The 22,667-nt window shown below is 47.4% G+C and carries 18 protein-coding genes and 1 other RNA gene; 8 read left to right on the top strand and 11 right to left on the bottom strand.

Features of this window, described 5'->3' with window-relative positions:
- Nucleotides 1-79 precede the first annotated feature (79 nt).
- From ppk1 to L3C95_RS32080, 8 genes are all read left to right on the top strand, one after another.
- A complete protein-coding gene (gene ppk1, locus L3C95_RS32045; protein WP_236394776.1) occupies nt 80-2,236 on the top strand; it encodes a polyphosphate kinase 1 in 2,157 nt (718 codons plus the stop codon).
- A gap of 76 nt (nt 2,237-2,312) precedes the next feature.
- Nucleotides 2,313-3,194 (top strand): exopolyphosphatase, encoded by an 882-nt coding sequence (locus tag L3C95_RS32050; RefSeq protein WP_236394778.1) that lies wholly within the window; start codon nt 2,313-2,315, stop codon nt 3,192-3,194.
- 59 nt (nt 3,195-3,253) lie between these two features.
- Nucleotides 3,254-4,069, top strand: coding sequence for a 3-methyl-2-oxobutanoate hydroxymethyltransferase (gene panB, locus L3C95_RS32055; protein WP_236394780.1), 816 nt, complete (start codon nt 3,254-3,256; stop codon nt 4,067-4,069).
- 9 nt (nt 4,070-4,078) lie between these two features.
- Nucleotides 4,079-4,966 (top strand): DUF1338 domain-containing protein, encoded by an 888-nt coding sequence (locus tag L3C95_RS32060; RefSeq protein WP_236394782.1) that lies wholly within the window; start codon nt 4,079-4,081, stop codon nt 4,964-4,966.
- 124 nt (nt 4,967-5,090) lie between these two features.
- Entirely contained in the window at nt 5,091-6,620 is a 1,530-nt protein-coding gene (locus tag L3C95_RS32065) for an aldehyde dehydrogenase family protein (protein ID WP_236394784.1), read from the top strand.
- A 634-nt stretch (nt 6,621-7,254) separates the two neighbouring features.
- Nucleotides 7,255-8,958, top strand: a complete 1,704-nt coding sequence (locus L3C95_RS32070; RefSeq protein ID WP_236394786.1) for a S8 family serine peptidase — start codon at nt 7,255-7,257, stop codon at nt 8,956-8,958.
- A gap of 197 nt (nt 8,959-9,155) precedes the next feature.
- Nucleotides 9,156-10,832: a hypothetical protein gene (locus L3C95_RS32075; protein WP_236394788.1), complete on the top strand. Its 1,677-nt coding sequence runs from the start codon at nt 9,156-9,158 to the stop codon at nt 10,830-10,832.
- Nucleotides 10,833-10,897: 65 nt separating this feature from the next.
- Nucleotides 10,898-11,758, top strand: coding sequence for a sigma-70 family RNA polymerase sigma factor (locus L3C95_RS32080; protein WP_236394790.1), 861 nt, complete (start codon nt 10,898-10,900; stop codon nt 11,756-11,758).
- Nucleotides 11,759-11,760: 2 nt separating this feature from the next.
- Here the strand turns inward: L3C95_RS32080 and L3C95_RS32085 are convergent, their stop codons facing one another.
- From L3C95_RS32085 to bioD, 11 genes are all read right to left on the bottom strand, one after another.
- Nucleotides 11,761-12,390 carry a hypothetical protein gene (locus tag L3C95_RS32085; protein ID WP_236394792.1) on the bottom strand — a complete coding sequence of 210 codons (630 nt, stop codon included), beginning with the start codon at nt 12,388-12,390 and terminating at the stop codon, nt 11,761-11,763.
- Between the two features lie 189 nt (nt 12,391-12,579).
- Nucleotides 12,580-12,987 (bottom strand): DUF4870 domain-containing protein, encoded by a 408-nt coding sequence (locus L3C95_RS32090; protein ID WP_236394793.1) that lies wholly within the window; start codon nt 12,985-12,987, stop codon nt 12,580-12,582.
- A gap of 64 nt (nt 12,988-13,051) precedes the next feature.
- Nucleotides 13,052-13,442: RNase P RNA component class A (rnpB, locus tag L3C95_RS32095), an RNA gene on the bottom strand.
- 34 nt (nt 13,443-13,476) lie between these two features.
- Nucleotides 13,477-14,505 carry a Smr/MutS family protein gene (locus tag L3C95_RS32100; protein ID WP_236394795.1) on the bottom strand — a complete coding sequence of 343 codons (1,029 nt, stop codon included), beginning with the start codon at nt 14,503-14,505 and terminating at the stop codon, nt 13,477-13,479.
- A 94-nt stretch (nt 14,506-14,599) separates the two neighbouring features.
- Nucleotides 14,600-15,052 (bottom strand): DoxX family protein, encoded by a 453-nt coding sequence (locus tag L3C95_RS32105; RefSeq protein ID WP_236394797.1) that lies wholly within the window; start codon nt 15,050-15,052, stop codon nt 14,600-14,602.
- A 109-nt stretch (nt 15,053-15,161) separates the two neighbouring features.
- Nucleotides 15,162-16,811 carry an amino acid permease gene (locus tag L3C95_RS32110; protein WP_236394799.1) on the bottom strand — a complete coding sequence of 550 codons (1,650 nt, stop codon included), beginning with the start codon at nt 16,809-16,811 and terminating at the stop codon, nt 15,162-15,164.
- Nucleotides 16,812-16,900: 89 nt separating this feature from the next.
- The gene (locus tag L3C95_RS32115; RefSeq protein WP_236394800.1) at nt 16,901-17,872 is read right to left on the bottom strand and encodes a polyprenyl synthetase family protein; all 972 of its coding nucleotides are present in this window, start codon (nt 17,870-17,872) and stop codon (nt 16,901-16,903) included.
- A 38-nt stretch (nt 17,873-17,910) separates the two neighbouring features.
- Nucleotides 17,911-20,043, bottom strand: coding sequence for a ribonuclease R (gene rnr, locus L3C95_RS32120; protein ID WP_236394802.1), 2,133 nt, complete (start codon nt 20,041-20,043; stop codon nt 17,911-17,913).
- An 11-nt stretch (nt 20,044-20,054) separates the two neighbouring features.
- On the bottom strand, nt 20,055-21,122 hold the full coding sequence (gene lpxK / locus L3C95_RS32125) for a tetraacyldisaccharide 4'-kinase (RefSeq protein WP_236394804.1): 1,068 nt from the start codon (nt 21,120-21,122) through the stop codon (nt 20,055-20,057).
- A 2-nt stretch (nt 21,123-21,124) separates the two neighbouring features.
- Entirely contained in the window at nt 21,125-21,706 is a 582-nt protein-coding gene (locus L3C95_RS32130; RefSeq protein WP_236394806.1) for a 5-formyltetrahydrofolate cyclo-ligase, read from the bottom strand.
- An 11-nt stretch (nt 21,707-21,717) separates the two neighbouring features.
- Complete coding sequence (gene bioD, locus L3C95_RS32135) at nt 21,718-22,344, bottom strand: dethiobiotin synthase (RefSeq protein WP_236394808.1); 627 nt, start codon at nt 22,342-22,344, stop codon at nt 21,718-21,720.
- Nucleotides 22,345-22,667: the final 323 nt, after the last annotated feature.

The following is a 22,667-nucleotide window of genomic DNA, read 5'->3' on the forward strand; positions in this document are numbered from 1 at the left end:
AAGATCTATTCCAAAAATCTGTATTGTTGTGATTAGCAGTATTAAACCAGTATAACCACAACCGTTAATTACCTTTCAGATGCGATTGTCACTTAGTGAGCCAATAGACATAAACACACAAGATCCGGTGATGGAAAAGAAAAGCAATAGCAAAAAGATTGTGCCGATTAAGAAAGTTAAGATGATCCCCCGGGACATCAGCTGGCTGGCCTTTAATGCAAGAGTTCTGCAGGAAGCGGCTGATAACACCGTTCCTCTTCATGAACGTATCCGTTTTCTCGGTATTTTTTCGAACAACCTGGACGAATTTTTCCGCGTACGCGTTGCCACCCTTAAAAGAATGCTGCTGGTTGGCAAGTCCACCCGTATGCATATGGAAGAGAACCCCGACGAGATCCTCGATGAGATACAGAGCATGGTGATAGACCAGCAGCGTGAGTTTGACCGCATCTGGGAGGGTATCGAAGACGAACTGAAGGCGCAGAAGATCTTCATCCGCACGGAAAAACATTTAAATAAGGATCAGCAGAAATTTGTACTCAACTACTTCAATGAAGAAGTACGTACCAATATCATCCCGCTGATGATCGAAAGTATCCAGCACTTTCCCTTCCTCCGGGATAAATCCATCTATCTGGCGGTAGTACTGGCCAGGCAGGATAACTCCGTCAGACAGAAGTTTGCGCTGATAGAGATTCCGACCTCTATCCTGCCCCGTTTCATCATCCTCCCTTCCAAAGAAGGTGAAGAAGATATTATCCTGCTGGAAGACGTGATCCGCTACTGCCTGCCGCATATCTTCTCTTACTTCGGCTTTGACAAGTTCACGGCACATATCATCAAGGTAACGAGAGATGCGGAACTGGACATCGATAATGATATTTCGACGAGCCTGATACACCAGATTGAAAAAGGCCTGAAAGACCGCCGTAAGGGAAAGCCGGTACGGTTTGTATACGATAAGGACATTGATCCGCTGCTGCTGGAATACCTGATGCGGCGCCTGGGCCTGTCCAGCAAGGACAACCTCATTCCGGGAGCCCGTATCCATAATTTCAAGGACTTTATGGACTTCCCGACAAGCGTATTCAAAGAAAGAACGCACTCACAGCGCAAGAGCTTCATCCATCCGCTGTTTGCCAATGCATCCAGCGTGATGCACGTCATACAGCTGCAGGATGTGATGCTCCATTTCCCCTACCACTCTTTCGATACTATCATAGACCTGCTCAGGGAAGCTGCCATCGATCCTAATGTGACCAGCATCAAGATCACGGCCTACAGGCTGGCCCGCAACTCCAAGATCGTGAATGCCCTGGTGAACGCCGTACGCAACGGTAAACAGGTAACAGTCGCCCTCGAGTTAAGAGCCCGTTTTAATGAGGCAGACAACCTGGAATGGAAGACCCGCCTGGAAGATGAAGGCGTAAAAGTGCTGATCGGTATTCCCGGCCTGAAGATCCATGCCAAGCTCTGTGTGATCAAGAAACGTATCGGTACCAAGACAGTGCAGTGTGGCTTTGTCAGCACCGGCAACCTGAATGAGAAAACAGCAAGGGTGTATGGAGATCACTGTCTGCTGACAGCCAACAGGAACATCATGGCAGATATCAACCGTATTTTCGCCTACCTGGAGAACAGCAAACATGATATCAAGATGCTGGAAGCATGTCATACCCTTCCGGTAAGCCCTTACAGCATGCGTTCATTCTTTGTGCGCCAGGTCGAGAAAGAGATCAAGAACGCCCGTCATAAGAAAGGCGGCTCCATGATCATTAAAATGAACTCCCTCTCCGATCCGGAAATGATCAACCTCTTATATGAAGCAGCAAAAGAGGGTGTGGACGTTAAGATGATCATCCGCGGTATCTGCTGTGCCTATACGGACAACAAGAAGTGGAAGAAAGATATCACCGCTGTCAGCATTGTGGATGAATACCTGGAACATGCCCGTGTATTTGTATTCGGTAAAGAGGGACAGGAAAAGGTATACATTGCCTCCTGCGACTGGATGCTGCGTAACCTCGACTACCGTGTGGAAGTGGCTATTCCCATCACAGACCCGGGCATCCAGCAGGAGTTGAAAGATATACTGGCCATACAACTCAGTGGCAATGTAAAAGCCCGTATACTCGATAACGATCAGAAAAATGAGTATAAACGTGACAGTGGCAAGAAGATCAGGTCACAGGTAGAGATTTTCAAATATCTCCACGAGAAACAATATAATAGCTAGGAACCGGAAGCGGGGATCAGGATTTGAGTATTGATTAATTCCTGATTCCTGATTCTAATTGTATACATTTGCGCCCATGAAGCTTGCTGCCATTGATATCGGGTCCAACGCTGCCAGGCTGCTCATCTCAGAAGCATCTCCCAACAGCCAGGGCCGGATGGATTTCACCAAAGTAAACCTGGTCAGGGTGCCTTTACGCCTCGGTCTTGATGTGTTCACCGAAGGCGCTATTTCTGAAAAAAGAGCTGATCACCTGCTGAATACCATTAAAGCGTATAAGCTTTTACTGGAGGTATATGAAGTCAGGTACCTGAAAGCCTGCGCCACATCAGCTATGCGCGATGCATCCAATTCAGCAGCGATCCTGCACAACGTCAGGCAGCAGACGGGAATAGATATCAAAATCATATCCGGACAGGAAGAAGCCTCTTTCCTGTACGAGAGCCACATCGCAGAAAACCTGGACAAGACCCGCTCCTACATGTATATCGATGTAGGGGGTGGTAGTACTGAAGTCACTATCTTCAGCAACAACAGCCTTAAACATAAAGAGTCCTTCAATATCGGCACTATCCGCCTGATGCAGAACCAGGTAAAGGAAGACCAGTGGCAGTATATGAAGGATACCATTAAATCCCGTCTCCGGGGCATCAACAATGTGACAGCCATCGGTTCAGGCGGTAATATCAACAAGATCTTCTCCCTTTCCAAGCGTAAAGAAGGCAAACCGCTTACGCTGGACGTCCTGAAAGACTACTACAAGGAATTTAACAGCTTCACCGTCGAAGAGCGTATCCATATTTATAATCTCCGGGAAGACCGCGCCGATGTGATCGTGCCCGCCCTTCAGATCTACATCAACATTATGCGCTGGGCGGATGCCGAAGAGATCTTTGTACCCAAGATCGGTCTGGCAGATGGCCTTATCCAGTCACTCTATGCAGAGATCAGCAGGTAATTTCCAAATATTGGTTACCTTACGCGCGCTTTTACTTATCACATATAACAGTCATTAGGATGTCTACGCACAAAGAAGTTAAACGGATAACGACACATATATTGCAGAAAATGAAAGACGACGGAGAGAAGATCTCCATGATTACCGCTTACGACTATTCCATGGCCCGCATCTTTGATGATGCAGGTATGGATATCCTGCTGGTAGGCGATTCTGCATCTAATGTGATGGCCGGCTTTGAAACAACACTTCCCATAACGCTTGACCAGATGATCTATCACGGTGCTTCTGTGGTAAGGGCTATCAAACGGGCCTTTGTGGTGGTCGACCTTCCTTTTGGTACTTACCAGGGCAATTCCAAAGAAGCACTGGCATCTACCATCCGTATTATGAAAGAAACCAGCGCTCATGGCGTAAAAATAGAAGGCGGCGAAGAGATTATTGAATCGGTAAAACGAATTATCTCAGCCGGTGTACCCGTGATGGGACACCTGGGACTAACCCCCCAGTCTATCAATAAATTTGGTACCTACACCGTAAGGGCTACCGAAGAGGCAGAAGCCCAGAAACTGATCAACGACGCCCGCCTGCTCGAGGAAGCGGGTTGCTTTGCCATTGTACTGGAAAAGATCCCCGCCCAACTGGGTAAAAAGGTGGCTGAAGCACTGCGCATCCCTACAATTGGTATCGGCGCCGGCAAGTATGTTGACGGCCAGGTATTAGTTATGCATGACATGCTGGGCATTAACAAGGATTTTAAACCACGTTTCCTGCGTCGCTATCTCAATTTATATGACGAAATTTACAAGGCATCGCAGCAATATATCCACGATGTGAAAGCCAAAGACTTTCCGAACGATAGCGAACAATATTAAAATTGTTTTATGTTAGACTATGTTCTTAGCGGTCTGATGCAGCGTTACCAGGACCGGGTTCCCGACGTTGCAGCTATTATTGCCGCCATGATCAGTGAAAATCTGATCAAGGTTCCGGAAGACATTGAAAATGATCATATTGCCTTCCGCACAATAGGCGTACCCGAGCTCGGGATACAGTCGCTGGAGAAGATCTTCCTCCACTACGGTTACACCAGAAGAGATGCCTACCATTTCAAGGAAAAGAAGCTGGACGCTTATTGGTATGCACCGCCATCACCCAACTATCCGCGAATCTTTATCAGCGAACTGAGGGTACAGGACCTGAGCCCTGCTGCGCAAGAGATCATTAAAAGTTATACCAAAGAAGTACTGGTAGACCCGGTGCTCAATCTTAACCTGGACGACGGGCCTGTAGTGGATGAATTCCTGCATAGTTCACTGTGGCGCACGCCTACGCTGGAGGATTATCAGGCACTGGCAGCCGAGAGCGAATATGCAGCCTGGGTGATCTACAACAGGTATTACCTGAACCATTTTACGATCAGTGTACAGAACCTGCCTGCCGGTTACAATACGGTAGCAGATTTCAATAATTTCCTTGAAAAACAAGGATTTGTACTAAACAACGCCGGCGGCAAGATCAAGACCAGTCCGGATGGTTTGCTCTTACAGAGTAGCACGGTGGCCAAAATGATTCCCGCCACCTTTGCCGGTGCTGAGGTTCATAAGATAGCAGGCTCCTACGTAGAATTTGCCGAGCGCAAGGTGCTGCCACAGTTTGCCGATCTTCCGGCCGATCAGATTACCCGTGCACATCGCCGGGAAGGTTTTGAAGCCGGCAATGCGGACCGCATTTTCGAAAGTACCTACAGCTCACAGACAAACAAGCAATAACTAGTGGTTGGCAGCGCAGCAGCGTCCTGCCGCGCTGCCAACAGCCAATATATTACAGACTATTGCCGTTAACTCAGACATACATCAAAACACGCCGTGTCCCGCACGGCATAAACAGTACAACATGATCCAGGATATTCTGCAGCAATTAAATATCAGCAATGTAAACAGTGGCGTCAGCACAGGAACTACCTGGCTGGATGCAAAAGGAGAAAGTATTCCGGCGTCTTCACCCGTAGACGGGAAAGAAATTTCAACCGTCAAAGCAGCCAGCCGTACCGACTATGATGCAGTGATCGAAAAAGCGCAGGAAGCGTTTAAGGAATGGCGTTCATGGCCTGCTCCCCGTCGTGGCGAGATAGTGCGTCAGATGGGAGAAGCACTGCGGAAAAATAAAGCCGCACTGGGCAAACTGGTGTCTTACGAAATGGGAAAAAGCCTGCAGGAAGGTTACGGGGAAGTACAGGAAATGATCGATATCTGCGACTTTGCAGTAGGTCTTTCCCGTCAGTTGCACGGGCTAAGCATGCACTCTGAACGTCCGGGTCACAGGATGTACGAGCAATGGCATCCGCTGGGCATTACAGGCATCATTTCAGCCTTTAATTTCCCTGTTGCGGTGTGGAGTTGGAATGCTATGCTTGCATGGGTTTGCGGCGACGTATGCGTCTGGAAACCCTCAGAAAAGACACCTTTGTCAGCCATTGCCTGTCTGCAGATCATACAGGATGTGCTCAAAACGAATAACGTACCGGAAGGTGTATGCTGCCTGGTAACAGGTGGTCGTGAGGTGGGCGAATGGATGGCGGCCGATACCCGCGTACCGCTGATCTCTGCTACCGGTTCCACCCGTATGGGTAAAGCGGTAAGCAGCGTAGTAGGCGCCCGTCTGGGACGCGCCCTACTGGAACTGGGCGGTAATAACGCGATCATCATCACCGCCAATGCAGACCTCGACATGTCCCTTATCGGGTGTGTATTCGGTGCTGTAGGTACCGCCGGCCAGCGTTGTACCAGTACCAGAAGGCTGATCATCCACGACAGTGTATATGACGCATTTACACAGAAACTGGCGAAAGCATACCAGCAGCTACGTATCGGCAATCCGCTGGACGAACAAAACCACGTAGGGCCGTTGATCGATAAAGACGCGGTACGTCTTTACCAGGAATCCATCGAAAAGGTGAAGGCACAAGGCGGTACTTTCCTGGTGGAAGGAGGCGTACTGTCAGGCGATGCCTATGCGTCCGGTTGTTATGTAAAACCCTGTATTGCCGCAGTAGAGAACAGTTATGCCATCGTGCAGCATGAAACCTTTGCTCCCATCCTCTACGTGATGAAATACAGCAACATCGAGGATGCCATCGCTATGCAGAATGGGGTACCACAGGGCCTGTCATCTGCTATTATGACGCTAAACCTGCGGGAAGCCGAATTGTTCCTGTCACAATCCGGTTCTGACTGCGGTATCGCTAATGTCAATATCGGTACCTCCGGAGCCGAGATCGGTGGCGCGTTTGGCGGAGAAAAGGAAACCGGTGGCGGCAGGGAAAGCGGTTCAGACGCCTGGAAAAATTATATGCGCAGACAGACGAATACGATCAATTATTCCACTCAGCTGCCACTGGCACAGGGTATTAAGTTTGACCTGTAAAAACTTTTTTTCCTTACACAATAACTGGAATAATAGACCGTTTAATATGCGGATAACTTTTAAACTGATATTAATCGCAATATATTATTAGCTTGTAGAAGCGGTACCGTTCTTTTACAATGCTGTGAGCGAACAATGTAGATCAAAAAGAATAGCGAGGTTAGATAACCTCGCTTTTTCGTTAAACGGAAACCATGCTTATGAGAAAAGTAACTATAACTTTTTGGAAAGTTATCAAGTACTCTTCCAGCTCTAAATATTACACTTTTTTCCGGAATTTCATATTCTACTTTTGTGGTATTTGCAACTATTTTTTGACGAACGGTCATTTTCATAGGCTGACTTCAATGCAGTAGCGACTTCTGTGACAACATTCTTCCTCATTTTCTAAAAGAAAAATTTCGCTCATATTTGTAGAATTGTTAAATTAACAGTAGATGAGCGAATATTATTGAGTTACAGGCACTTCTATCTCAGCGGTTGTTGTTACGTGAACGGCTATCCACCTAATGAGCTACTGGCATATTGTATATCTCGCTCATCATTTAACGCAAGTGATTCCCTGACATTTTGCGTACCTTTATTCTAATTTGGTTTTTGATTTTGTAAAGCTTATTGAGAAAAAAACAGACTGATGAAATCTAACAGAGCTATGGCAGTCATGGCTGGTGGTGTTGTGTTGATGGCTGCTCTTACTACCGCTAACCCGACTCATGCACAATCTTCAGCGACTCCCAGGAACTGGCATCTATTGAACTATGCGCAGGACAGTGTGTATGGAACTGGTGTTGAGAAAGCATATAATGAATTGCTGAAAGGAAAGAAAGGCAGCCCTATACTGGTAGCTGTGATAGATTCCGGTATTGATACGCTTCATGAAGATCTGAAATCCATCCTTTGGGTGAACCCGAAGGAGATTCCCGGCAACGGCAAGGATGATGATGGAAATGGTTATGTCGACGACATCCACGGATGGAATTTCCTGGGTGGTAAAGACGGCCGTAGTGTGAAAGAAGATTCTGACGAAGCGACCCGCGAATATTACCGCTATAAGAGCCTTTACGGTAATCCTGATTCTGCACTCGACAAACAATCCAAGGAATATACTTACTGGCAGAAACTGCAGGGTAAAGTAGCCAAGCCTTCCGGTGAAAGCAAGGTTACGTACAAGACCATGCTGAAACTGCAGGAAAGCCTGCGCAAATGCGAAGCGCTTATTACCGGTTACCTGCACCAGAGTGATTTCAATGCAGCAAAGCTGGATAGTATACAAACTCCTGACCAGGATGTAATGGTGGCCAAGAAGTTCCTGCTGCGCATTTTCCAGAATACAGGCGAGGAAAACCTCAATTACTCTGAACTGAAATCAGAATTTGACGAATACCTGGCGGATCTGAAAAAGAAAGCGGAACTGGCTGACAGTGAAGCACCGGTTGATAAACGTGCAGACATCGTAGGGGACAATGTGAACGACATCAACGACAAATACTACGGTAACAGCGATGTGATGGGGCAATTCGGTTTCCACGGTACACACGTTTCTGGTATCATTGCGGCAGCAAGGAACAATGGTGTTGGTATAGACGGTATTAATGACAACGTGCGCATCATGATGGTGAAAGCTGTTCCTGATGGTGATGAACGTGATAAGGACGTAGCCCTGGCCATCCGTTATGCGGTAGACAATGGTGCAAGGGTTATCAATATGAGTTTTGGTAAAGGCTTCTCCCCTCATAAGGATTGGGTAGATGCTGCTGTGAAATATGCGGAAGAGAAAGGCGTATTACTCGTACATGCTGCAGGTAATGATGGCAATGATAATGATGTAGTAGACAACTTCCCTAACCCTGATTATGCAGATCATTCTGCCAGAGCGAGCAACTACATTACTGTAGGCGCCAGCGGTAGCGGCAAAAACGGAAAAGTAGCCAGCTTCTCCAACTACGGTAAAAAGAACGTAGACATCTTCGCTCCCGGTGTACAGATCTATTCTACCGTTCCTGGTGGTAATAAATATGGTAATGCCAGCGGTACGAGTATGGCAGCTCCTGTTGTAGCAGGTGTTGCAGCCCTGGTGCTCTCCTACCATCCTCAGTTAACTGCTCAACAGTTAAAGTACATCCTTGTGAAATCAGCCACTCCTCTGCCTGATGGCACTACAGAAGTGACAAAGCCGGGAACGCCTGATGTGAAGGTTCCTTTTGCGGATCTGTCTATTTCCGGTGGATTGGTGAATGCGTATGAGGCTTTGAAACTGGCGGATAGTATTGAGGGGAATAAAGAGCTGAAGCCGAAGAAAAAGAAGAAAGTAAAGATGGAGGCCATTAAGAAAGGGTAAACATCTGTAAGACAATAATCAAAGAGAGCCAACGGGCGGGATGCTCGTTGGCTCTCTTTTTTTGCTAACTAAAAAGGGTCCTGTACGGTATCCAGCCCCTCCCGAACGCCTTTCTTGTGAAGAAAAAGTTCGCTATTCCCACATATAAACACGTAACTTCGTTACGCTTACATCCTAAGATCAAATCCAAATCCGCTATGCCAGAGCTTCACAGACGCCAGCAAACACCCCAGGCCCCCCAACGCGCAGCAGCATATCATTCCACTTCGTCAGGTGCTGCCATGCCAGCTGTTTCTCCGGTGCTCAAAGCCGGTTCCATACAGATGAAAGAAACATTGCCGGCCAATGATCATGCTGGTAATGTTGCAGTTGTCCAAAGAGTGCTCAGGAAGGACGGAGGAGGTCTTATGAATCCAAAAATGAGTGGCCCTACCTGGAATGCACTGACGGAAAAGCAACAGACAAGGGCACTACGACTGATGCACGATCCTTATCGCGCCTACTATTTCAAGGACTATAAACATTTCCTGAATTACATGAATGGTAAGGCCGAACCTACCAAAGAAAAAGCACATTTACGTAAACAGGGAGGTGGCACTCATACCAGTCCTTATGGATTAGAGGATGTCTTTGTGGATAATCATGCTGAGGATGCAACCGGAGGACTAACCATCACCAGGCCAACAGGCATACTGGGCTTCCAGAATGCTTACCAGTTTGGAGATACCCTATCACACAAAAGCAACTGGGCCAACTTCGTAGAAACACACTATGACGGCGCGCAAAGCAAGCTTGAGAAAGCGGGATTGTGGAAAGGCCAACCCAGGACTGACATGAAGGCGTTATACGAAAAAGGCCTCAAATTCGCCGAAAAGATGGACCATCAATTCGTAGACAAGAATACCAGTTTGCGCATGTCTGATGCGAATAATGTCTGGGCCGGTGTGGCTGTGGAACAATGTGTAAATGAGATGTGGGACCTGGTAGCGAGGGAAACTACTGTATCGAGAGATACCCTTGCCCAGGCTATCTTGCCAAGATGGGGCGCACTGCATAAAGGTATGGGCACCCGTGTGACTGCAACTTTCCATGGTGATCAAAAACAAAGCGTCGTAACAGGCTCCAAGGCCGATAAAACCCAGTTCCGGCCACCATGGTTAGAGCGACTGGACAAAAGAATAGCTACCACCGGCTCCTACTATATTGAAGGACATTTGTTAAACGATAACCTGGGAGGACCCGCCGCGCCCTACAACATTGTGCCATTGACAAGTGATGCCAATCATATACACCTCTATCTTGTCGAGACATTTGTGAAAAAGAAAGTATTGGAGATGATATGGGAACAAAAAAGTCAGGGATTAGGCTTCAGCCCCATTTTAAATCCGATCAAAACGATCAGCTATGATGTAAGAGCCGATTTCTCCGGACATCCGCGAAGAGAGGCTACCCAAAAGTGGATCGATGTATTCAACTTCCTGAACGCGCTGATAGGCTCTCTGCCTGCTATTAAAGGCAGTACAACAGTAGCTGCTTTCAGGAATAACCTGACCCTGGGTAATTATATGCCACATACAGTCAAAGGATTACAATTGAACGATTTGCAGGCATGGGCATTGTTACAACCTGCGGTCAATTTCTTCATTCCAAATTACACCGACAGGGCCACGGTAACACTGCAGCAATTATTGGATCGCGTTGATGCCGTCAGCGACGTATTTATAGAGGAAGAAGAATCTGTTCCTAACAAAATCATTTGTAATTCTGAAACAAAGAGACAAAATGGAAATACAGATAACGACGGGCAGCTGAATAATTATGCGGTAGTCAATGATATCCAAAGATTATCCTTCATATCAGGTGTCAGGCTATAAGTAACTTTTTTGGAGAAATAACATCAACAATTAGAATTATTTTTGCGCCTCATTATCGTATTCTAATGTCAGAAGACCAGGCTCATTTATCATTCTCTCTACAACAGAGATCCAGATTACATGGACTCGCCTACAAAATGACCGAAAGCGTAACTGATGCTGAGGATATTTTAAGCGATGTATACATCTCCTTTTCCCGTCAACCTTTTGACCAGATAAGAGAACCTGAAAGATACCTTGTCCGCTCAGTAATTCACGCATGCTTCGCCATACTTGAAAAAAGAAAGAACGTGGTTTACCCAGGGATCAATCTTCCTGAACCATTGGCCTATGACCGTTTTCCGGACCTTCAAAAGAATGATATCTCTTATGCATTGTTAGTGCTGCTGCAGAAACTAAATGCTGTGGAAAGAGCTGTTTTCCTGCTACGCGAAAGCTTTGATTACGATTATGATGAAGTGGCTTCTTTAATAGGTATCAGTGAAGCCAACTGCCGGCAACACTTACATCGCGCTAAAGAAAAGTTGAAAACCGGCAATGCACGATATAGTCCTACCAGTCTGGAAAGAGAAGAAATGACAAAAGCATTTCTGCTGGCATGTTTAAACGGCGATGTCAAACAGCTGGAAACCTATCTGTCAAAAGAGATCACCCTCTTTATGGACGGCGGCGGCAAGGCTGCTACTGCCACCAAACCTATTGCTGGTTTCGAAAACGTAATGCTGTACCTGACAAGGGGCGCTATTAAATTTGGCGCGAACATCTCCTACACGATCAAAGCAGTGAATATGGAAACCGGGGTTCTGTTTGAGAACACACTGACAGCCGATCTTGACACAGTCCTGATACCCGTTTTCAATCAGGATGGACAGATCTCGCAATTGTTCGGCATCAGAAACCCCGATAAAATGAAATACCTTACCTGATATCAATATCCTTTACCAAAGTATTTCTCTATAAACGCGCGCTCTTTCGGAGGTGTTTCCCGCCATTGAAACCAGTTTGTATATCCTGCAACGATGAGCATGGCTACTACGATGCCGGTCCCTCCTATCAGCCGGGCGCTCCACTTCGACCTGGTTTTCAGGTAATGTATCGCTGCTACATGCAGGCTGATGGCACAAACATCCAGAAAATAATAGGGTATGAAGAACAAGGTCGCAGGATGAAGATTGAACCCTGCAACCGTGTAATAGAAATTGGTATCCAGGTGCTCAAACATTCTGCTGGCAAAGACAGCCCCCACATGACCTACCAGGAAAAGCGAAAGATAAAGCCCTGAATATATCTGTATTTTCTCTGCCAGTATCTTAGGCTTCCGGTTAAATAATAGTTTAACACCTGATACCACCTGGACCAGCACCACCAACACCAAAATGGTCTCAATCACAGGATGCCGGTATACCTTCCTGAATTTCTCCATCAATGCCATATGCGCCTCCGGCCCGGCGAACGAGAACAAATGATTAAGCAGATGAATACCAATAAATAGGGAAAGCGTAATGCCCGAAAAATAGTGTAGCGTTTTAACAGCCTGTCGTTTACTTTCTGTTGTCATGAAATATGCTTTTGCAGATAGAGTGCATTAGCGGAATTTTGTGACAAAAATTTCTATAAAAAAGCAAAGAGCCTGTATCTGAATAAGATACAAGCTCTTTTATCGGATACCTGACGGATCAGGTAGTCATTTATACACTTCTGAGAACAATCTTCACTGCATCTGGCTTTATAACAAAAGCAGGCCTCCTTACTTCACTATCCTCCAGCTCACCGGGTACCGGTAAAACACCCCGTTATGCACCTTCGTGGCCGCAATCACAGAAAAGATGATATTCAACAGGTAAATAATGCCGCGTGTGCCATGGAAAATGGATATATCCGTTACGTCCCAATAGTGAAAGCCAGGTCTTCCCCAGGCCCAGTCCCAATGGTTGAGCATACCGAACAGATTAAGGGCGACGTTGACAATACTCAATGTGATCTGGAAGTTAAGGGCTTCTTTTCCGGTGTGATTCAGGAAGTCTGATTCGTTGCGTTTGATCAGCCAGAGGACCAGCGCAACGATGATATTACCAGCAGGCGGAATGAACAGCATACCGGCAAGACCGCCCAGGTGCATGGCGAGCGCCCAGTTTCTTTCTTCTTGTTGTTGCATAGAGATTATATAGTTTCGGGTTATATTTTTTAGGGCTTTGTCCCGTTGGTTGATAAGCTAAAAATAAAACTACAAACCTGTAAGCCGGATTCTGTTCCCCCTTACGGAGGATGCTATCATTTATCTTCGATGCCGTTCACACGGCACCTGTATCTGCCTACCCTCGGTCATTGGACGAGCAGCCCTTAAGCGACCGTATACATGGCATTTCAGCACGCAAGGTTTACCCTCCAGGCATGTTACCACACCCAGACGTGGGCTCTTACCCCACATTTTCACCCTTACCCTGCCCGCTTGCGCGGAACAAGGCGGTAATTTTCTGTGGCACTATCTGTGCCTTTCTTCGCTCTTTTAACGGAGAAAGAAAAGCCCCACCCGTTAGGTGGTGCGTTGCTCTATGCTGTCCGGACTTTCCTCATCCACCTTTCGGCGGAAGCGATAGCACGGTCTGTAGTTTCTGCAAATGTAATAGAAAAGACGGCATATGGGCTAGTACCGAAAAAATATCTCGGTAGCGCCATAGCCATAACGGGGATGGTATTCATTGATAAACCGCTCCACTTCGGGCGTATCCCGCAGAATGGCATGGATCTCGTCCTTCAGCTTGCCCTTCCCTACCCCATGGATGACGATCATACTGTGCTGATGATGCACAATAGCCAGCTCCAGGTAATGTACGAACTCGTTGAGTTGTATAGCCAGTATTTCGATATTCTTGAGCCCGCGCCACTCCTTTACCAGCATTTCTATATGCAGGTCCAGCTCATATTTAGGCTGTGCAGGCGGTTCTGGTGCTACAGGAGCTGCAGGCGTACTGCCCGCTGATAATGAACCGATACTGCTGGCGTCGAAATAAGGTTTGTCGTTTTTACTCTTTTCCGGATACTTTTCGAACAGCACTTGGCTAAGCGTAGCATCCCTCCTCGCCTGCAGTTCTGAAAGCTGCAGAAAGAGCTGTTTTACCTTCGGCTTCCAGGTTTTCGGGAAGGAAGGCGCCAGTTTATCGTTTTTCTCTTTCGGGAAGAAAACGAATTCCAGTCTGGGACTGTCGTTCAGCGATTCAAACAACAGATCAGACAGGTAGAAGTTGCTGAATGGCTGGATCTCATTACGGATCTCCAGTTCCATGCTGTTCCGCAACCATACCTGGAAGTTAAAACGGTAGGCTTCGCTGGTCTCGTTCAGCAGATGAAATTTAAGCGACTGGACGTGCTCTTCATAAGCGTCCATCCTGAAAACTGGCAATATTGAGAGGAACATCCCCCGGCTCATCCGGATATTATCTTCATACTTCTTCTTCTCGGGCTTAATATCATACCCCTGGATCCGCTGTGGCGGAGGAGTCGGCTTAGGCGTAGTAAAGCGATGAAAATACGGGAAATCTATCTGGTCAAGATACACCGGAAAGGTGACCTTGCCCACCTCTACCATTACCATATCGGCGTTGATAATGTCAACAACTGTCCCTTCCTCCTTGGAATGTAGCAGTAATATTTTATCGCCAATCTCAAACTTCATACTTGCAGGCCCGCGATAGAAAATACAGTTTTAACGTGAACTGCCAATACAAAGCAGTCCGCATCGCGGAGGGCAAAGGTAAGACAAATAATCCTCAAGCCGGATGGCGGCGCATATAATCGTCAAATGAAATGGGGCCGCTGCCTTCCACCAGGAAGAAGATCAGAAGCAGCAGAACAAGGATAGAAAGGCCGGTCTCTGCATGTACATTAAATATTCCCGTAGCGTTCAACGCGGCTGCGGTATGTACAAAGAAGATTGCGCCTAGAAGAATTGGAATCTGAGCCAGAATGGCCACACGTGTAAGTAAACCGAAAACAATAAGGAGACCTCCGAGCAAATGAGCAAATACGATATAATGAGCAATCCAGAAAGACATTACTGTGAGCCACGGGCTTTGGTCGATCACAGTTTTGAGTACATCGATATTTTGTATGAAAACCACCCCTTTGTAGAATAAAAATACCCCTAACAGGACACGGATGCCATCAAGCCAGCGGGGATGATGGCGTTCGCCCCAACGGTCGATTCGTTGTAGCAGATTCATAACACATGATTTTAATGATCAAAGAGCTTATCCGAATATACGAAATAAACTTGACCATAGCAACATTTAACTTGACGGCAGCAACAAACGACCTAAAACCATGATTTTGTTATGCTTGCGCTAACTTACTTCTTTTATAGCCGTAAAGGAAGTAAATGGTCAGACCGATCAGCAACCAGATGAAAAATACCACCCAGTTCCTGAACCCGATCTCTGTCATCAGGTAGAAACAGCTCAGCAATCCCAGTACCGGGATCAGTGACAGCTTTTTAAGGAAGGAAAGTACGGTGAACAGCAAAGCCGCCACCACGAAGAAGAAGAAGGGAATATTATGCTTCCACTCGTCCCAGCCGCCCGCAAAAGAAAAACGCTGCGGCAATTCATTGCGGAACAGGTAAGCAAAAAGGATGATAACAGCAGGTACGATAAACTGCCCGTTGATGTACGGCAGTCTGAAACGTTTGGAATGAGGATCTTTCTCCTGGGGTGGCAGTAACAACACCCCGCCACACACGAGAATAAAGGCAAACAGGGTACCTATGCTGGTCAGGTCTGTCACAATGGTCAGGTTCAGGAACAAAGCCGGTACCCCCACCAGGAAACCCGTTATAATAGTAGCAAACGATGGCGTTTTGAACCTCGGATGAATGATACTGAATTTCTTCGGCAGCAGCCCATCACGGCTCATACTCATCCAGATACGGGGCTGCCCGATCTGGAACACCAGCAGTACACTGGTAGTAGCTATCACCGCACTTACCGAAATCAGAAAGCTTACCTTAGGCAGGTTTACCGCATTGAATACAAAGGCCAGCGGGTCATCTACCTTCAATTGGGAATAAGACACCATTCCGGTCAGCACAAAGGCAATGAGCACATACAACACCGTACAGATAACCAGTGAATAGATCATTCCCTTAGGAAGATCGCGCTGTGGATTGGCACACTCTTCCGCCGTAGTACTAATAGCATCAAATCCGATATAGGCAAAGAACACAGCAGATACCCCCTTTAATACACCCGAAAATCCATTAGGCATAAAAGGCGACCAGTTGTCGACATTCACATAAAAAGCACCCACCACGATCACAAAGAGGATCACCAGTATCTTGAGGCCGACCATGAAATTGGCGCTCTTTTTACTCTCCCGGATGCCCACGTAGGCCAGGTAAGTGACCAGCACCACAATAATAAATGCCGGCAGGTTCAATATCACAGGGATACCTGCTATACGTGGCGCGGCGGCATACAATTCAGGCGATGCACTATCATAGTTGCTGGTCAGCCAGTCAGGGAATGAAAGGTTCACCCCCATTGCATTTCCAATCCCCGCCAGCAGGTTATTGAAATACCCGCTCCAGGAAATGGCCACGGCTATATTCCCGATGGCATATTCAAGGATGAGCGCCCACCCGATCACCCAGGCGGCCAGTTCCCCGAAAGTCACATAGGAATAAGTATAGGCGCTGCCGGATACCGGTACACGGGATGCAAACTCCGCATAACAGAGCGCAGAAAACCCGCAGGTAACAGCAGTAATAATAAAAAGTAAGGAAACACCGGGACCTCCGTGATAAGAGGCTTCCCCGATGGTAGAGAAGATACCCGCGCCGATCACCGCGGCGATACCTAAAGCGGTCAGGTCCCGCACCCGTAATACCTTGTTTAATCCTCCTCCTCCATGCGCATCCGTCAAACCATCTTGACTATCCTGCAGTATACTGATAATAGATTTCTTACGAAAAAGCGATTTGGACATTTAGGTATTTTGGTTACAGGTTTAGCTAATGCGCGAATATATATAAATTAACCGATACACAAATTTGGAGGAAGCAGATAGTCTTCCCCTTAATGTTCCCTGTTCAACAGGTAGTTGGCTAGTTCCGTCAGCGGTTTCTTACGGTTTGAGATCACTGCAATATGCTCAAGGTGTTCAAAAGCGAGCTGCTGGAAACGTTCTTTCTCCTTTTCTGCCCAGGCGTCCACCTTACAGTCATGGAACAGTTCCAGTACCTGCCCCACCTTGTCATCCGGGCTGGTGGCCAGCAGTTCTTTCAGTTTTTTATGCTGCGCAGGGTTACACAGTTCCAGGGCTTTTAACAACAGGAAGGTCTTCTTATTTACCAGGATATCCCCTCCCTGTTGTTTGCCGAATTTCTCAGGGTCGCCGAATGCATCCAGGTAGTCGTCCTGGATCTGGAAAGCGATCCCTATATTTTTACCGAATTCATATAAATGCTGCTGGTTATACTCACTGCCTCCACCGATGATAGCACCCATTTTCAGGCTGGCGGCCAGCAATACGGACGTTTTCAGGGCAATCATATTCACATAATCATCATAACGCACCTGCTCCGGCTCCATCTCTTCAAAGTCCATATCTATCTGCTGTCCCTCGCATACCTCTATAGCAGCCTTGTTGAAAGCGCTGATCAGTTTCTGCTTATACTGTGGCTGTACCCTGTTCAGGTATTCGTATACTTTGATCAGCATCACATCTCCGGCCAGTATAGCTGCGGTCTCACCATACAGCGTATGTACGGTAGGCTGGTTACGGCGCAGCGGCGCTTTGTCCATAATATCATCATGCACCAGTGTGAAGTTATGGAACAGTTCCACGGCGGTGCCCACCTCAAATGCATCCGGGTGGATCTCGTCAAACAGTTCATTGCCCATAATACTCAGCACTGGTCTGATACGCTTTCCGCCTATATTAAGGATATGGCTGGCAGCATTATACAGTTTCTTCGGCTGCTCAGGGAATTGTTCTTTACTGAAATGTTCTCCAAACCGGATAGTCAGGTCTTTAAATGAATGCATGGTGTATTTTTCGAATAAGCGGCTGTAAGTTATATAAATTATGGCTTTTTACGGGAAGAGGAAGCCTGCTTCTTTGCAGATGCAGGTTTCTTCTTACTAGCCGTTTCTTTCTTTTTCCCTTTGGTCTTAGTTTCCTTTCGGCCAGCAGCAGGTTTCCGTCCTGGTCTTTCAGCGGCTACGCTCTTACGGACTGACTTCCGTAATGGCGCCTGTTCTTCTTCTCCATCCTCTATCAGGTCGTAGTCCAGCTGGCGCTTCACCAGGTTGGCGGCCACCACCTGAATCCTCACTTTATCACCTATACGGATCCTTCTGCCGGTATACATACCGATCAGTGCATACTCGTTCTCATCGTATTTGAACTCGTCTTTGGTAGTCATATTGTGAATGCTCACCAGGCCTTCACATTTGGTGTCTACCGTTTCCACCCAGAATCCGAAGTGTGCCACACCACTCACCACACCGTCAAATTCTTCACCGATGTACTGTTGCATGTATTCTACCTGCTTGTATTTATTCGCAGCTCTTTCCGCATCCATGGCCTTACGCTCCATTTCAGAGGAGTGCTTACACTTTTTCTCCATCTGCTTATCAGGATGGATATCGTGTGTCAGACATTGCTGCAGTACGCGGTGTACGAGTACATCCGGGTAACGGCGTATCGGTGAGGTAAAGTGACAATAGTGATCAAATCCCAGTCCGTAGTGGCCAATGTCCTCCACCGTATAGGCGGCCTTCGCCATGGTACGGATGCCCAGGGTTTCCAATACATGCTGTTCCGGCTTGCCATGGGCCAGCTGCAGCATTTCATTGAAGGAACGGGCCAGTTTATCCGGATTATCGATCTCCAGTTTGTGACCGAACTTACGGGCGAAACCGGAGAATACCTTCAGCTTTTCCTCATCAGGTGTATCATGCACACGGTATGGGAATGGCACATGCTGATTAGTACCTATGCGGATATTATATACATATTCCGCCACTGTCCTGTTGGCCAGCAGCATCAGCTCTTCGATCAGCTGGTGGGCTTCCTTGCTCTCTTTTACGATAATGCCGACCGGCTTCGCATTTTCATCCAGCTGGAAGCGTACTTCCTGGGATGAGAAATTGATAGCACCATTCTCAAAACGTTGTTTACGCAGTATCTGCGCAATCTTGTTCAGCAACAGCACTTCCTCCTGGTAAGGGCCTTCGCCGGACTCAATGACGTCCTGCACCTCTTCATACGTGAAGCGGTGGTTGGAATGTATCACCGTTCTGCCCAGCCAGTGTTCTTTGATCTCGCCCTTCTCATTCATCTTGAAAACGGCAGAAAAGGTCAGCTTGTCTTCATGCGGGCGCAGGGAGCACAGCTCGTTGGAGATCTTTTCAGGCAGCATTGGCAGTACGCGGTCCGGCAGATATACAGAGGTGGCACGTTTGTCAGCTTCCTTATCCAATGCGGTGTCAGGCAGCACATAATGGCTGACGTCCGCAATATGCACGCCTACTTCATACCAGGCGCCACGCAGTTTACGGATGGAGATCGCATCATCAAAATCCTTTGCATCCACAGGGTCGATCGTAAAAGTCAGGATCTTACGGAAGTCCTTCCTCTTTTTGATCTCTTCTGCGTCAATGTTCTCAGCGATATGCCCCAGCTCTTTTGTGACTTCGTCGGGAAAGCTGAGCGGGAATCCGCTTTCTATCAGGATCTCTTTCATGGCCAGGTCGTTGGTATTGCTGGCGTCCAGCACTTCCACGATCTCGCCCACCGGCTTACGTGTTTTTTCGCCCCAGGCCACGACACGTACTACGGCTTTATCCCCGTTCTTCGCATCTTTCATGGAATTGGCAGGGATGTATATATCGGGCATGAACAGCCCTTTTTCCGGTACCAGGAAAGCGAAGCCTTTGTTGACCTGCAGGGTACCGGTGAATTCAATCTTCTTGCGTTTAACGATTTCCGTTATAACCCCTTCCATACGTCCTTCATTCTTGCCCTGTTTGATCACATCAACAAGCACGTCATCTCCATCAAGAGCAGTATTGAGGTTCTTCTGGCGGACCATAATGTCCTTCTCCTGTCCTTCAATAATAACAAAGGACATCCCGGAGCGGGTTATCTGTACAGTGCCACGGAAGGTTTTCTTCTGGCTGCTGTGTTTTTGAGGTTTCTTCTTTTTAGTCATTCTCGTAACGTTTAATCATGGTTACTTCCAAACTGATCCACGTAAGTAAAAATATAATTATTAAATGATTCTCCTTCCCCATTGAGGAAAGATATTTCAACCGGCATAACGGCGATGGGTATGTTCATGGGACGCAGGCGGTCTTCGAGCAGTTGTAGTCTTACCGCGTCCTTTTCCGTAGTTACCACCAGTTTGCGGTTGCCGGGAAGGTTGCTGAGTTCCCTGTTTATTTTCTCCAGATCAGGGACGGAATAGTAATAATGATCCGGAAAAGGCAGGAGGAACACGTTTTTATAGCTTTCCTTCAGTTGTTGTAAAAGCGGTTCCGGACGGGCAATACCACAGACGAGGAGAACCGTGGTATCTGCAGGCGCGGTAACCGGGCTGCCGCTGAACATGTCGTATAGCTCGCCATATTTCAGAGAAGTAAAGAACAGTTGCTGATGTGGCAGGGGCTTGATTTCCTGCCTGATGGCGGCTTTTTCTGTTGCCGACAGTTGCGGCGGACATTTGGACACAATGATACAATTGGCCCTCTCATAGCCTTTGCGGCCTTCGCGCAGACGACCGAAAGGCACTACATGATCTTTGGTAAAGCGGCGGCTGTATTCGGTGATCAGGATGTTCATGCCCGGTTTCACAGAACGGTGCTGGAAGGCGTCGTCCAGCAGAATCACTTCTGTTTCCGGGCGTTCTCCCAGCAGCTGGGGTATGGCCAGCATGCGTTCTTCACCTACGCAGACCTCTATATCCGGGAATTTACGATGGAACTGCATCGGTTCATCGCCCAGTTGCGCCGCTGTGCTGGCAGCATCTGCCAGCAGGTAGCCGCTGCTACGCCGGTTGTATCCCCGGCTGAGTGTGGCTATACGGTATTTATCCTTTAATATCCTGATAAGATGTTCTACATGCGGGGTTTTGCCGGTACCTCCCACGGAAAGGTTGCCTACAGCAACAACGGGCAGGTCAAACTCTACGGCAGTCAGTACATTGGTATCATAGAAACGGTTGCGGACCCACATCACGAGGCCGTACAACAGTGAAAAAGGGTATAATAAGATTTTCAGGTGTTTCAGCATTCTTAGCTTTTTTTGAAATCATAAATTGTTTGTGGCGTGATGACCATCTGCAGGGGAACATCGTTCTCGTTCACATCTGCGATAGCGTCTACCGGTTCAAACAATGACAGTCCGATAGTGGTCGCCGTTGGCAGGCATTCCTTCAGGAAACGGTCATACATCCCCTTCCCGTATCCCACCCGCTGTCCGCTTTTGTCAAATGCGAGCATAGGTACAAAAACCAGGTCCATCTCGGCAGACATCAAAGGTATTCCACCGGCAGGCTCCGGTATGCCATAGTCGTTCCTGACCAACACGGTTTCCTCTTTCCACAGGAAGTGCTCCATCGTTGCATTGCGCATGTCTGACCTGGACAGCGCCCACTGCAGTTTAGGATAAGCCTCCCGGGCCCAGTGCACCAGTGCGTATGTGTCTGCTTCTTTCTTTTCAGTGATAGGAAGAAAAATGTGTGCCATTCTGTAAGCGCTGAAGTCCAGCCGCCGGCATTGGTCCAGTAACTCCCTGTTCAGGGTGGCAATCACATCATCCGGAAGATTCAAACGTTTTTCCAGGTATTGCTTTCGTATATCCTTTTTTGTTAACAAGTGGATCTGTATTACCACAAAGATAGCTTTTCTGCCTGTTCCTTCACAAAAGCCCTGTCAACCAGTGCAGTGTGAGGTATCCTTCCCAGCAGCGGATAGCCGCTCCACCCTACCACCTCGGTTTCATTACTGTGGTATTCTCCGCTAAAAATCCAGCCCAGTACAGGGATACCGCGTTGTTTCAGTACCTGTGCGGTCAATAGCGCATGGTTGATGCTACCCAGGTAATTCTGGGCTACAATAATGACCTTTGCCTCCAGTTGCTCTATGAAATCGATGGTGAAGACCTGTTCCGTCAGCGGAACCATTAGTCCGCCGGCCCCTTCTATGACCAGCGGCCGGTTGGATGGCTGAATACTGTTTGCCAGCGCAAGTATCTCCTTTACGTTAATGCTCACATTTTCCAGTCTGGCGGCCAGGTGTGGCGAGGCTGGCGCTTCCAGACAGTAGGCTTCCCGGTGACATACCGACACCGGATTTGATATTAAACTTTTTACCGTATCTGTGTCTGTCCCTTCTGTTAATCCTGTTTGTACGGGTTTCCAGTAATCTGCCTGCAGTGCTTCCACTACACAGGCCGAAGTGACTGTTTTCCCGACCCCGGTACCTATCCCGGTTATAAAAATCCGTTCACTCATGACATGCAAAGATAGTATAATAGGAATTACTTTGATAATCAATTCCTGTTAAGAAACCGTTAGCTATTGTTGCGGTTCAGGATCCGCTCTGGTATTGTTTGAAACCTGTACCGTTCATATCACTTCACCATCATTTCCATATCGCTTTACCGTCATTTCTATATCACTTTACCTACATCTCTATATCGAAGGGATATACATATGACGGTGAAGTGATATCCAGATGAGCTTATAAGGATATGGAGATATAGGGATCAAAGCGTATTCAATACGGGATTGAACCGAAATAGGTCGGTAATAACGGAAGGTTTGAAAGCATGAGG

Origin of the sequence: Chitinophaga filiformis (assembly GCF_021646545.1) — a bacterium.
Classification (GTDB): domain Bacteria; phylum Bacteroidota; class Bacteroidia; order Chitinophagales; family Chitinophagaceae; genus Chitinophaga; species Chitinophaga filiformis_A.